This window comes from Parapedobacter pyrenivorans, assembly GCF_014636865.1.
GTDB lineage: Bacteria > Bacteroidota > Bacteroidia > Sphingobacteriales > Sphingobacteriaceae > Parapedobacter > Parapedobacter pyrenivorans.
Genome location: NZ_BMER01000002.1, coordinates 216,741 through 230,671 on the forward strand (window position 1 = coordinate 216,741; position 13,931 = coordinate 230,671).

The 13,931-nt window shown below is 48.8% G+C and carries 12 protein-coding genes; 7 read left to right on the forward strand and 5 right to left on the reverse strand.

The window, feature by feature from the left end:
• The first annotated feature begins 198 nt into the window (after window positions 1–198).
• The 7 genes from IEV98_RS12735 (at window position 199) to IEV98_RS12765 (ending at window position 10,314) form a co-directional block, all read left to right on the forward strand.
• On the forward strand, window positions 199–3,168 hold the full coding sequence (locus IEV98_RS12735; RefSeq protein WP_188506388.1) for a SusC/RagA family TonB-linked outer membrane protein: 2,970 nt from the start codon (window positions 199–201) through the stop codon (window positions 3,166–3,168).
• 82 nt (window positions 3,169–3,250) lie between these two features.
• A complete protein-coding gene (locus IEV98_RS12740; RefSeq protein WP_229738730.1) occupies window positions 3,251–4,825 on the forward strand; it encodes a RagB/SusD family nutrient uptake outer membrane protein in 1,575 nt (524 codons plus the stop codon).
• A gap of 30 nt (window positions 4,826–4,855) precedes the next feature.
• Window positions 4,856–6,073 carry a sialidase family protein gene (locus IEV98_RS12745; RefSeq protein WP_188506390.1) on the forward strand — a complete coding sequence of 406 codons (1,218 nt, stop codon included), beginning with the start codon at window positions 4,856–4,858 and terminating at the stop codon, window positions 6,071–6,073.
• Between the two features lie 27 nt (window positions 6,074–6,100).
• On the forward strand, window positions 6,101–7,171 hold the full coding sequence (locus IEV98_RS12750; protein WP_188506391.1) for a bile acid:sodium symporter family protein: 1,071 nt from the start codon (window positions 6,101–6,103) through the stop codon (window positions 7,169–7,171).
• A complete protein-coding gene (locus tag IEV98_RS12755) occupies window positions 7,171–8,256 on the forward strand; it encodes a phosphotransferase family protein (protein ID WP_188506392.1) in 1,086 nt (361 codons plus the stop codon). Before IEV98_RS12750 ends, IEV98_RS12755 begins: the two co-directional genes overlap by 1 nt.
• Complete coding sequence (locus tag IEV98_RS12760; protein WP_188506393.1) at window positions 8,253–8,996, forward strand: HpcH/HpaI aldolase family protein; 744 nt, start codon at window positions 8,253–8,255, stop codon at window positions 8,994–8,996. The genes IEV98_RS12755 and IEV98_RS12760 overlap by 4 nt, the downstream gene beginning before the upstream one ends.
• 34 nt (window positions 8,997–9,030) lie before the next feature.
• On the forward strand, window positions 9,031–10,314 hold the full coding sequence (locus IEV98_RS12765; RefSeq protein WP_188506394.1) for a sialidase family protein: 1,284 nt from the start codon (window positions 9,031–9,033) through the stop codon (window positions 10,312–10,314).
• A 16-nt stretch (window positions 10,315–10,330) separates the two neighbouring features.
• On the opposite strand, the gene IEV98_RS12770 is transcribed toward IEV98_RS12765, so the two are convergent.
• The 5 genes from IEV98_RS12770 to IEV98_RS24600 all read right to left on the reverse strand — a co-directional run bounded on the left by IEV98_RS12770 (window position 10,331) and on the right by IEV98_RS24600 (window position 13,923).
• Entirely contained in the window at window positions 10,331–10,648 is a 318-nt protein-coding gene (locus IEV98_RS12770; protein ID WP_188506395.1) for a hypothetical protein, read from the reverse strand.
• A 37-nt stretch (window positions 10,649–10,685) separates the two neighbouring features.
• Window positions 10,686–11,447, reverse strand: coding sequence for a LytR/AlgR family response regulator transcription factor (locus tag IEV98_RS12775; RefSeq protein WP_188506396.1), 762 nt, complete (start codon window positions 11,445–11,447; stop codon window positions 10,686–10,688).
• Window positions 11,448–11,463: 16 nt separating this feature from the next.
• Window positions 11,464–12,522: a sensor histidine kinase gene (locus tag IEV98_RS12780; protein ID WP_188506397.1), complete on the reverse strand. Its 1,059-nt coding sequence runs from the start codon at window positions 12,520–12,522 to the stop codon at window positions 11,464–11,466.
• Window positions 12,523–12,665: 143 nt separating this feature from the next.
• Window positions 12,666–13,694 carry a lysophospholipid acyltransferase family protein gene (locus IEV98_RS12785; protein WP_188506398.1) on the reverse strand — a complete coding sequence of 343 codons (1,029 nt, stop codon included), beginning with the start codon at window positions 13,692–13,694 and terminating at the stop codon, window positions 12,666–12,668.
• Between the two features lie 97 nt (window positions 13,695–13,791).
• Complete coding sequence (locus IEV98_RS24600) at window positions 13,792–13,923, reverse strand: hypothetical protein (RefSeq protein ID WP_262892484.1); 132 nt, start codon at window positions 13,921–13,923, stop codon at window positions 13,792–13,794.
• Between the last annotated feature and the right edge of the window lie 8 nt (window positions 13,924–13,931).

The following is a 13,931-nucleotide window of genomic DNA, read 5'->3' on the forward strand; positions in this document are numbered from 1 at the left end:
AAAACTACAACACATTGTTTTACAACAAATTATAATATAAAATTAACAGATTCATTTCATAAGGCATCTACCAAGATGATAAATCCGTATACACAGTTGCTAATCGGGTGAACAAGAGTATGCCCCTTTCGGAAGATATTTGCAACCGTGTTAACCAATTGTTAAGCAATTTAAGTATATAACCAATTACTAACAGTTATGAAAAAAAAGCTATTGTTCTTCTATTTGGCTACCGTCATTCCCTCGGTTGTTGTCTCGCAACAGCCATCCCGCACGGTCGCAGGCACAGTGACCGGCCCGGAGGGTCTGGTGGCCGGTGTTTCGGTAACGGCAAAGGTAGCCGGTAGCCAGGTTGCCACCAGCTTTTCGGGCACCTACTCCATCATCGCCGACCCTCAGGATACCCTTGTTTTCAACAGCATCGGCTATGAAACCCAAGCGGTACCCGTTGCGGGCCGCACCACCGTTGATGTTAGCCTCACGCCCAGCACGTCATCACTGGATGAGGTGGTTGTGGTGGGCTACGGTACACAAACCCGGCGTAATGTAACCGGAGCGGTCGCTAAGGTCGATATGAAACAAACGGAAAACCTGCCGAATACCAATGTGTCACAGGCACTCCGTGGCCGTGTAGCTGGAGTCCAGTTTATCGACAATGGCAGACCGGGGCAAGGGGGATCTATTTTGATTCGGGGGCAACGGTCGCTTAGTGGAGGTAATAACCCGCTCATTATTGTCGACGGAATTCAGTTTAACGGCAGCATCAATTACCTAAGTCCCAGCGATATTCAATCGATGGAAATTTTAAAGGATGCGAGTGCCGCTGCCATTTACGGTTCGCGCGCGGCTAATGGGGTAATCCTGGTCACTACGAAAAAAGGCACCTCAGACAAGCCCTCAATCACCCTGAATGCAAACTACGGTCTGTCAGAATGGTCCAAACGAGTACGCCTACTCAGTCCGGAGCGTTATCTTGAAAAAACACTCCAAATGAGGAAAATTCTTGGCCTGGATGCGGATCCAAGCAAAATTCGCGAGTATTTAGCGCCATCGGAGCAGCTAAATTATGATGCAGGAAAAACAACCGATCCCTGGGATGCGATATCCCAACAAGGTAAGCTCGCCAATTACGATGTCAGTATATCAGGAAGAACATCCAATAGTAACTATTACACCTCGGCGTCCATTGCAGACGATCATGGACTCATCTATGGCGATTTTCACAAACGACATTCTGTTCGAGTCAACATAGAGACACAGCTAACGAAATGGTTGCAGACCGGTATCAACGCTAGCTACCTAAGGCGGGATCTTTCAGGAGTTAATGCTTCCATAGGTCAAGCAGCGGTGGCAAGTCCTTATGGTACTTATTATTATGAAGACGGCGAACCCACTTTAAATACTGTTGAAGGAGAAAGTAATTCCGGTAACCCGATGCGGTCCGCGTTGCTGACCCGTAATGAAGAAATTTATAACAATTTATTTTCTAATTTTTACTTTCGAATAGCTGTTCCTTTTATCAAAGGCCTCGAATACCGGTTGAACTATTCGCCTAATTACAGATGGGACCACAACTATAACTTCTTTCGCCAGGATAAACACATTTCACAAAACACTACGACGGCCAATAAATTTTTTCGTCAAGACTTTGATTGGGTGTACGAGAATATCCTGACGTATACCCGTAAAATAGGCGAGCGCCATAGCCTTGACGCCACACTCATGTATGGAAGGAACCATCGGGGTGTGGAAGACACGAGAGCGAACGCAAACCAACTGTCTATGGATGCACTGGGCTGGAACAGTCTTGAACTCGGGTCACTGTTGACAAACACTTCCAGTGCGTCCCAGGAAGATGGTGTGTCATCCATGTTCCGCCTCAATTATGGATTTAAGGATCGTTACTTCGCTACATTCACGATGCGCCGCGATGGAAGTTCGGTCTTTTCAGAAAGCCATAAGTACGCCATCTTTCCTTCTTTCTCAGCAGCATGGGTTGTATCCGATGAAAATTTCCTCGCCGACCACGATTTTGTTGATTTCATTAAATACCGAATGTCATACGGATCGGTAGGCAATCAGGCAATCAGTCGCTATCAATCACTCAGTCTCACCTCAACGTCACGATACGTATTTGGAGACGCAAGTCCGAGTTTTGTTGGAATTTTTCCGTCCTCGATGGGCAATTCCGAGCTCAAATGGGAAACTACTTATACGTTGAATGCGGCATTAGATTTTGAATTGTTCAGCCAGCGACTTTCCGGGACCATTGAATGGTACAAAATGAACACCCATGATCTATTAGTTCAGCGAAGCCTTCCAACAATGAGCGGTTTCAATTCAATATGGACAAACCTTGGAGAAATACAGAACCAAGGCGTGGAATTGTCATTGAACACTGAAAACATTCGTACGGACGCATTTTCGTGGTCGACAAACATCACATTCTCAAAAAATTCCAACAAGATCATCAGCTTATATGGTTCAGATACCGATAACGATGGTAAAGAGGACGACGACCTAGGAAACAGATGGTTCATCGGCCACCCGATTGATGTATTTTATGATTTCGTATCCGACGGAATCTACCAAACCGATGATAATATTCCCGCCAACTATAAACCTGGTGATAGGCGATTCCAGGATTTAAACGATGATAACAAATTGGATGCCAGCAACGATCGCATGGTTGTCGGAGTCGGTCAGCCAAAATATCGACTAGGATTGGGCAACAACATCAGCTATAAGAACTTTACATTTTCTATTTTTCTCAATTCCATGCTGGAGTGGGTCGGCGAATTCAGGAAAGCGGATCCCAATTCCAACTTCGGTGGAAATTACCCTGCACGGCAATTAAATCAGTTTGATAATGGTTGGTGGACAGCGGAGAACAAATCAAATACAGCACCATCACTTGGCTATAACAACCCGCTTCAGTCGAGCTTCTATTTCAACCGGGATTTTATTAGAATACAGGACATCAGTTTAGCTTATAGCTTACCTGAAAATCTATTGTCTCGGATTCATTTAAAGGGGCTTACACTTTCCGCTAGTGCCAAAAATTTAAAAACGTTCACAAAATGGCCCGGTTCGGACCCAGAATCCGGAGAAGCAATCGGTTTTCCCATGCCTAGAACTATCTCGTTAGGATGTAATATTGTTTTATAGCAAATAAAGAAACATGAAAAATTTACTGTTTTCAACCACTTTTATAATGATGAACGTTTGCTGCTTCCTATCGTGTAAGCAGATGAGCCTAGAAGAAGAGCCACTATCAGCGGTTAGTGTTACCCAAGCATTGAGTTCGAAATCCGGCTTCGATATGGCGATTACTGCGTTGCATCAAGCAGCGCGAGATGAGTTAACTAAGGTCGATTTAGATTTATTTTTCGACATGAATATTGGTACCGACGTTGCAACCACCGGACAGGAGCCTGCAGTTAATTTCCGAAACTATCAAACTTACCTTACCCCCAATAACAGTCGTTTTGCAACATATTGGAACTGGGCGTACCAAGAAATGATCATGCGAGCAAATACGATTATCGCACATGCCCAAAGTGCAGAGAATGCATCAATTTGGAACGACGAAAAAGAAAGGAACCAAATAGTTGCGGAGGCTCGATTCTTTCGGGCATATGCTTATAATCTCTTAGCTAATCTCTATGGCGGGGTACCGTTGGTGGATACTGTATACAATGCCCCAAAAACTGATTTTATCAGAGCAGATCGGAATACCATCTACCAGTTTGCTAAAACAGATTTAGAATTTGCAAGTCAATGGCTACCGGAATTGGTTGACGGAAACAAAGAAGGGCGCATCGTAAAAGCCGCTGCTGACCATTTACTTACTGAGGTTGAAATTAGTCTAGGCGACTTCGAGGCTTCAATAGCAGCAGCATCAAACGTAATCAACTCCGGCCACTACCAATTAATGACCGAGCGGTTTGGGCGACACACAAACGAGCCAGGAGATGTTTATTCTGATTTATTCAGGACCGGAAACCAAAGCAGAAGTTCCGGCAATTTGGAATCAATTTACGTCTGGCAATTTGAAGATCAAACACCAGGTGGGTATGGATCTGGAAATCGAGGAAATCACAATCTTCGCGGGTGGGGTCCTTTTTTGGTGATGCTAAAAGACCCTAATGGGCAAAACGGAATGGATGTTGTCGACTCGATTGGCAGAGGTGTGGGATGGGTAAGGCCAACGAATTATTTCCTTTATGACCTCTGGAAAGAAGACTGGAATTCGGATATTAGGAATTCCACAAATAATATCAGACGTGTTCACTATTATAATAACCCGGCTTCATCTTATTTTGGAAAGCCCGTTGAACAAAGGTTTTCGCTGGAAGATACGATGCAGAACTGCTATCCAACTATTCGCAAAATTGAAGGTCAACTTGTATACGATTGGGCATCCAACGGTGGTAGAGCTGGTCAAACCGTATCTGATTTTATGGTTTTCCGGCTGGCAGCAACCTATTTATTGAGAGCAGAAGCGTACTTAAGAAATGGTGACAGTTTTAGCGCAACCCAGGATATTAATAAAATACGGGAGCGCGCGGGTGCTACGCTAATTGACGAAAGTATAATTTCTTTGGATTTTATTCTTGATGAACGTGCCAGGGAACTAATTGTTGAAGAGCCAAGACGTAGAACACTGATGCGCATGGGAAAATTGGTTGAACGGACAAAGAAATACAACATACGTCCGAGCACAGTAAATACAATTCAAGATTATCATGAGCTTTGGCCCATCCCTCAATCGGCAATTGATGCAAATATATCAGCAAAACTCGAACAAAATCCGGGCTACTAACTTAATTTATCAAATTCTAAGCATACTATTATGAAGTATCCATTTAAAAAACACCTGTTGCTAATCAGTTTCTCACTAATTAGTCTCGGAGTCAGTGCACAGCAGCCCATAGACTGGGCAATGGAACTGCCCGAACTAAACACCGACCCACTGCCAGCATACAGTTATGAAAATCTTGATTACGGCATGACAATTGGTATTGAGCAAACTCCACAGGGTAGAATATGGGCTTGTTGGGTCGGAGGCGGCGACAATGCAGATGCTTTTTTTGTATTGAATTATAGCGATAATAAAGGTAAATCCTGGAGTGATCCGAAGTTGGTAATAGACACCCATTCGCCATCTTTGCCTTATAAGAGACGAACCATAGTGGGCAACCTTTGGCTGGATCCTAGCGGCCGACTATGGTTGTTTTTCGATCAATCCCTGACACATTTCGATGGCCGGAATGGCACTTGGTATACTATCTGCGAAAACCCCGACAGTGAAAAACCATCATGGAGCGCTCCCATTCGGATATGGCATGGATGCTCGCTCAATAAGCCTATGATTATGAAAGATGGTACCTGGTTATTGAACATTTCTCTTTGGGATGCAAATAAAATTGATAAAGATTTTAAAGATAAGTATCCAGAACTCGATTCACTTCGAATGGCTAATGTATTTGCCTCTACCGATAGTGGAAAAACATGGACGAGAAGAGGTGGCATTCGCTATCCCAAGCCATCCTTTGATGAGCACCATATTATAGAACGTAACGATGGGTCGCTCTGGATGACCGCTCGCACCGAGGACGGGATATGGCAAAGTGTTTCAACGGACCAAGGCAAAAATTGGTCTGAACCGACCAAATATATGAATCATGTTACTTCACGGCATTTTATTCGACGCTTAAAATCGGGCCGTCTGCTATTGATCCGACATGGGGAAATCGATGAACGCACGAAATTCCGTTCAAAACTAAGTGCTTATCTTTCGGAGGATGACGGACGATCCTGGAAGGGAGGATTGATGTTGGATGAGCGCAGGGGCATTTCCTACCCAGACGGATTTCAACATGAGGATGGAACCATTTACATTTCCTATGACCGGAACCGGGATTGGGACGGCGAAATCCTCATGGCACGATTTACCGAGGAAGACGTTTTAGCAAGTGTCTTTCAGGGCGATGGATCGGCAGCCAAACTATTAATCAGTAAACCGTTGGGACTAGACAAATTACCTCCACCATCCGAATCCGCCAAGTAAAATCATTCAGTAGCTTTCACTTTATTTATGTTCTTTAGACTTTTAAGCACCTTAGCAGTGGTAGCCCCTATAGGCGTATTGCTTGCAATATTATTCAGTTACAACATGCTTGCGCCTCCCTTGATCATTCTAACCTTCATCGCCCTCGCGATTATCTTCCAGCGCTATCCGAAACTCAAAGGTTTCAGCTATACGATGGTGATTCTGGCCTGTTTTGCAGCAGCCGTCAGCTATCCCCAGTATTTCACCCGTTGGGGCGATTTTGACGTATCTACATTGATTACCCCATCCATTCAGCTCATCATGTTCGGCATGGGCACTACCATGAGCTTGAGAGACTTTACGGGTTTGCTTAAAATGCCTGCCCCTGTGATGATCGGGATTGGCTGTCAGTTTACCATCATGCCCCTTCTCGGGTATACCATTGCGATGCTAAGCGGATTGCCCAATGAGATTTCTGCTGGTATTATCCTCATCGGATGCGTACCCAGCGGCATGGCATCAAACGTGATCGCCTACTTGGCCAAGGCAAATGTGGCTTTGTCTGTCACCATTACGTCTATAGCCACCATGTTGGGGCCACTTTTTACTCCGTTACTCATGAAGACCCTTGCTGGCGAATTCATCGAAATCGACACGTGGAAAATGATGTGGGACATTCTGAAGATGGTCATTTTGCCCATCGGCATCGGCTTGCTGTTCAACGGGTTGTTTCATGGCAAAACGCCATGGCTTGATGTCGCTATGCCCTACGTATCCATGTTCGGAATTGCATTCTCCATTGTTGTTATCGCGGCTGCAGGCCGCGACAACCTTCTTACGGTAGGCCCACTGCTCGTGCTGCTGATCCTCATCCATAATATGTTCGGATACACCCTAGGCTACTGGGCAGGACGCCTATTCGGGCTCGGAGAGCGCGATTGCCGAACCATTGCCATTGAAGTAGGCATGCAAAATGGCGGCCTTGCTTCCGGGCTCTCCAAGGAGATGGGCCGTATCGCAACGCTCGGGCTCGCAGCCGCCATCTTCGGGCCGCTAATGAATATCTCCGGATCTATACTCGCGTCATGGTGGCACCGCAAAACTCCAAAGAATTAATGGCAGGACGCAGGAATATCTATTATTGGAAATCGGACCGTGCTTTTACATCCGAGAATACAAGAACTACGGCTGGATCGCCGCTGGCCGAAATCGTCATTCAGGTTAGTGATTACCTCAATCGCTTTTTCCAGAGAGGGCTCGTCAATGTCGAGCCGGCCCATGGCCAGGGCAACCACATCACGTTTGTGGCGCATTATGCCGATAGCGACTACTTCGTCCGGCTAGAGGACGGCCCCGAAGGCGATAATTACATGACCGTGGAATCGGGCGTGATGAAAATGGTGAGGGATTTGGACATCCCCTGTCCAGTGATCTATCATACCGATGTATCACGAACTTCGGTTCCGTTCGCCATCCAGGTGATGGAGCTCATCGGCGGTCGCGACCTGAGCCACTACAGTGGGTCGGATAGGCTTGATGTGATGCGCACCGCCTTTGAAATCGGTGGTTATATCGCGCGGTGGCAGGCCATCACGCCAGCCAATTTCGGCTTGTTCAACGTAGAGACCTTTATGAGTAATGGCAGTCTCGAGGGCTTTCACGATAAGTACAGCGACTATTTTGGATTGAACCTGGAGAGCCACCTGGATTACCTCGTTCGCGCATCTTTCCTCACCCAGACCAAGCAGCGGCAAATCCTGGAACTGGTAGCAGCACATGATTCGCTCCTCCACATCGGCAAAGGATGCCTGGTGCACAAAGATTTAGCGTTTTGGAACATCCTTGGCGACGGAACGCACATCCGCGCGTTTATCGACTGGAACGATTCCATCAGCGGCGACCCCGTGGATGACCTTTCCCTGCTGGCCTGTTTCCAATCGGGCGAAGTGGTCACCTCAGCCATCAACGGGTATGCGCAAGTGCGGCCGCTACCGGACCATTTCGAAGAAAGACTCTGGCTACACCTGCTGCGCAACATGATCTTCAAAGCCGTCATCCGCGTACGCGGCAACTACTTTGATATGCCGGGTAATTTCTTTATGAACAATGGCCATACCAATGATTTGAAACAAATCACCCTATCGCGTATCAACAGTGCGTGTGAGGGCCTACACACCAAGAAAAGCATTTTGAGCTTATGAAAGAGACAAGCATACGACAAAGCCCCTTTTCCCTCGGAACGTGGGTAAGCACCGGGTCGCCCGTGGTGGCCGAGCTGGCCACCCAATACCCGCTTGATTGGCTACTCCTCGATTTCGAACATGGCAACACGTCGGAAGCCAGCCTACCGGAAATCCTCCGGGGGATCTCCCACCGGACGGCGTCGATTATCGTCCGGATACCGGAATTCTCGCCTTCGGCCATAGGCAGGGCCCTGGATTGGGGTGCAGACGGCATCATGATGCCCCATGTCCGTACCGCCGATGAAGCGATCCGTTGTGTTCAGGCGATGCGGTATCCACCGACCGGCCACCGCGGCTATTCCTCATCCGTGCGGTCTTATGGTTACGGCACAACCCCACCTGGCGACCTCGCCACGGTAAATCCATTATTCTTCGCCCAGATTGAAGATTTGTCCGGCATTAACCACATCGACGCGATAGCGGCGGTGGATGGAGTAGATGTCCTTTTCGTGGGCCCCGCAGATCTGAAGCTGGCATTAGCCGCGGAGGCGAAGCCCAATAAACCCACCTTCGAGGATGCGCTCCAGCAGGTGGCCGCCGCCGCGACCAAGCATGGTAAACAAGCGGGAATCCTGCTACGGGATCACGCGCAGCTACCCGTGATGCAATCGTTGGGGTATTCGTGTATCGCCGTAGACTCCGATATTGCGCTGTTGCGGCAGGGATATGAACGGCTGATGCGCGATGCAGGCCGGTAGCTTTTTTTAACCCATAAAAACACACAAACTAATCATGAAAAGACTGCACATCGCTTTAATTGCCACACTTTTTGCGCTGCCTGTCCTGGCGCAAAACACGAAAGAGCTACCCGATAAGGCCACGCGCGAACGGGAAGCCCGTTTTCAGCAGATGAGCCCTGAGGAGATTAAGCGTTACGAAAACCAGGTGATGCGCCAGGCCGCGGATTTAGCACTGATACCGCCCAAGATCAATACGTCACCATCGCCCGAATACGACTACGACACGCAGGATTACGTCATGTCGCTGACCATGGAGCGCACGGCCAACGGGCGTATCTGGCTCGCTTGGATCGGCGAGTGTGATTGCCCCAGCTCCTACCTGTTGGCGGCTACCAGTGATGACGATGGCCAAACCTGGTCGCAACCCCGTCTGGTCATTGACGGCCGTTCCTCATCCATCCCTATTCCGCGTACCGTGATCATCGGAAATTTCTGGACCGATCCATCAGGAAAGCTCTGGTTGTTTTTCGATCAGACCATGAACCATTTCGACGGCCGGGGCGGCCTCTGGGCGATTACCAGCGAAAATCCGGACGACGAAAATCCAGTCTGGTCTGAACCCAAACGCATTTCGCACGGTGCGATGTTAAATAAGCCAACGGTACTCGCTACCGGTGAATGGGTGTTGCCGTCCTATCTGTTGCAAAACGATGGTTTCGGCCCGTTCAATGGCGATTTTCCGGAACTGGATCCCTATCGCGGGGTCAATGTGCTGGTCTCCACCGATCAGGGAGAAAACTGGGAACTGCGTGGCATCCGGACATTCCCGAACCCCGACTGGCTTGAAGCGATGATCATCGAGAAAAACGACGGGCAATTGTGGTTGACTGCACGAACCAAAAAGGGAATTATGGAATCCTACTCATCTGATAAGGGTTTTACCTGGTCCGAGCCTGATTTTACCGCGTCAAACATCCAACATCCCAGTTCGCGGTTTTTCATCCGGCGACTAGCGTCCGGTCGCATCCTGCTCATTAAAAACGGCAAGGAGTTGCATTCGCATGAAGGCCGCCATTATTTCAGTGCCTGGCTTTCCGAAGATGACGGCCAAACCTGGAAAGGCGGCCTGGTCATCGATGATCGCGAAAAGCTCACTTATCCCGACGGGTTTCAAGCACCTGATGGTACCATCTATATCACCTACGACCACAACCGTGGGCCCGGTGATATCGCCTTGGCAAAATTCACCGAGGCAGATATCCTTGCAGGTCAGCTCGTCAGTCCAAAATCCCAATTGAAAATGATAGCCGTCAAACCGCAGAAGGTAAAAAAATAATTGCCGATGCCATTCCTCACTCCCGCCCGCGGTACTCCCGCCGCAGGCGCTCCACGTCGCGGTCGCGGAAGTACTTCTTGCGCTCTATAAACTTGGCTACCGTGATCTCGCCGCGGCGTTGGCAGCGCAGCAGCGTGCTTTGGCTGATGCCTATGCGGTCCATCGCCTGCTCGGCGGAGCAATATTCAATTTCGGCTTGCTGTTTCTCGAGGATGTAATTCAGGATTTCCTGTTGGTCAGCGCGGATTTGTTTCAATTCGGGATACAGTATACCGATAATGCGGCCGCAAACGCAAACCTTTCCGCCTGCGTTCGGAGTTGATCCATGTTTCATAGGTTAGTTTCTTAGGTTCGCGTTCGTTGGTTGCCGTTTACCACTTGGTCTCTTTCACCCACGCCCAAAACTGCGGGTAGTTGTCCTTTTCACCAAGCGGCAAACATGCTTCAAAATAATTCATTTTTAACTCATCTCCCCGCACCTCCTTGATGTAGTCATAAGCCACCGCAAAAGAGCGATGCACCCGCACGAAATGCTCACGCGGCAATTGGCCGAGTGCGCGTTTCAGCGTTTTTCCCACAATCAAGTGATCATTTTCTCCAAGCCAAAGTTTACATTCGTTACCCATCGCCTCCAGGTAAATAATTTCGGCATAGTCAACCCGTTTTAAGACGCTACCTCCCTCTTGCTTCACCAAAAACATTTCATCTCCACCCGTAAGCACCGCCCGCGACGGGGTTACCATCAGGCTTCGCTTTATCCCATCCATGCTTTCTACAAACCGGGGGAATGAAAATGGCTTGAGCAGGAAATCGGTTATACGATGTTCATAGCCATCCAGTGCATAATCGCGGTGCGCGCTACACACCACTACGTGAATTGGCGGCATACCCGGCACTTCGCCACGGATACGTTCGCGAACCAACGCTAAGAAATCCAATCCTTTGAGGCCGGGCATTTCCATATCGATAAACAAGACATCCACCCGCGCACGTTTTACATACAAATATGCTTTATTTGGATCGGTGCCGGAATAACCGATAAGCAACCCCGTGTACATCCGTACATACGATTCCAGTAATTCGACTATAGCGCGGTCATCATCTACAATGACGACATGTAGGTTTGTATTCATGATTGCTAATATTAATTTAAATATACACGGTCAGTTCCAACCGGTATTGACCGTCTTGTTCGCTGTGGTCCAGTGTAAACCGGCCGTCCAGCGTCAGTTCCAGCCGTTGCCTCACCGCATATAAACCATAGCCACCCTTCGTTTGCTGGTGCGTTGGTTTGGCTGCTACCCTGTTACAGGTTTCAAATCGATAACCACTAGAGGAGACGTGCAACCGCATGGTAGCTGGCTCCATTTCGTCATCCGTAACACCGTGTTTCAAGATATTCTCATAGCCCGAAATGAACGTGAACGGCGGTACCTTAAGCCCCTTCATATTCTCTTCTGCATGGAGTACTACTTGTGGCCTGCCCGGTTCTCCCACGCCATCCAGTGCCATCATTTCGCGCAGGCGTTGCATTTCCCTTTCTACCCTTACCAGCCGAGGCTTTTGCACCGCATACTCATCCAAGGCGTAATTGACCAAGCCATCTACACGCCGCACCATCTCCACTGCATGGTTCGGCACCCCCTGCAATATCCGGTAGCAGCGTTGCAACGCGTTGCCCAGGAAATGGAGCGCTATACGTCCTCCTTTTGGTTGGGATGTAGCCGCCATTAAGGCGCTTTGTAGCCTAGCTGCTTCTTTTAACATATTCTTATTGGTGAGCGCCAACCTTAGCACTTTCTCAAACAGGAAAATGCCGACTCCGTAACTGGTGTAACGCAGGTAAAACGGGAGCACATTGCGCACAAAGCGCGAGTGGGAATATACTGCTCCGTCTACATGGATCGCTACACCTGCACGGTTTTCTAACCATTCGATATAGCCATAGCCTGCAATCAGCCCCACGACATAAAACAACACCAGCCAAACAGCTGCCTTATGCCAGTTTCCAGCTCGGGAAATCCACCAGCATATCCAACGGGTAAAATAAACGACAATCATACACAACGGCATAATCACCAGTATCTTAGCCACACCCGTGTCGTTGTATTTTGTCGTATTATGGAGCACCATGGCTACCGAGTAGGCCAGCCATACAACCGCATGCACTGCAACTGTATTACGTATGTTTTTTCCGACATTTTTCATATAGATCTATTGTTTCTCAAGGCGATGAATAATCGGTTAATTCATCAACGTATGCCCCATCATCGACTGGAGCGGACCGGCAAAAACGACCCGATTTGTCTTATGTAGGCGCTAATGATGAAGGTTATGTCTGGCCAAAGATATTAAATACAGAAGAAAATGTCTGCATGACGCTTGAGTTCATCATGCAAACGCCTTGGTATACGATACGTGGCGAACGTGGGCGTGTGCAAGACGAAGTAATGTTCACGTATCTGAAAGGGCATAAATTCGTTGATGGCTTCTGGCTGCAACCCGGTCGGCAATTTGGTCTGGGAGGGAGGATCCAGTAGCAAATCGTGATGTACATATAGCCACCCTTCCCATTGCGGGGCACGTGCCAACAACAGTGCTTCCAATACTCCATAGGAGGTGGCCATACACCGTTTTACGTATGCCTCGCGCACCTCGCCTTTCGCTGCCTCCACCTTTGCTCCTTCCAGCCACCGCACGCCGTTGCCCGCACGGTAACACGCCAGCGGATACACCGGGACACCGGTGAGGTGCGCTATAAACGCCACTCCAACTTTGGCTGCCATAGGTCTGCCCATGAAATCAAGCACCAATCGGGGTGCTGTACCACGCGGCAGCGGTACGCCTGTATTTCCATCAAGGTAAGCGACCAGTACCATACCTTGGTTAAACACGGTCCGCATGCGAAAGAGGCTTCGCGGGTCGGATGCGTCAATGCAAACAAACGATTTTTCATCCGGCGCAACGCCCGTAATTTGACGGTACAGTTGGCGGTACCGAAGTTCCTGCCGTTGCAGCACATCGGCTGAAAGCAATAACGCAAACGGGATCCGGTGCTGCATCAGCCATCCGCACACCAACGGATAAGGCCCTGTGTGGAATGTAGCCACTATCGCAGGAAAAGGCACGCCACCGCGCCAACTTAACGGCGCTGGCATTTCACCAAGACGACGGGCAGCGAGCAGGCTGTCGGCGTTTTCTGCGCGAAGAAGCTGTGTTTCTTCAAAACTAGCCGCATGGAATGCGACAGGAACATTGGGCATCAGGTAGCGCATATTGGCACTGTAAAATGCAAATGAGCGCCACGCCAATGAGTCGGCAGCCCATTCCGGTATTCGCTGCAGCGGCTCAGCCTTTGTGATAGGTCTGTTATTCATCATGTCAGATCAGTTGTTTCTTCAGGGCGTTGTGGTAGTCCTTTAGGCAACCGTTGGGGCCGCAGCACGAGGCCGCGGCCCAACAACGTTGCCTCCTGGATTAGAGCCAGTCGATTTCGCACTTATCCTCTTTGTCGGGGAGCTCTGTATATTTACATAGCTCCCCGATATCCAGCGGTTGCTGGAGGCTAGCACACAGTGCTTCGAGCAATTCGTTTACGGCAGTTTCCATAACGCTCC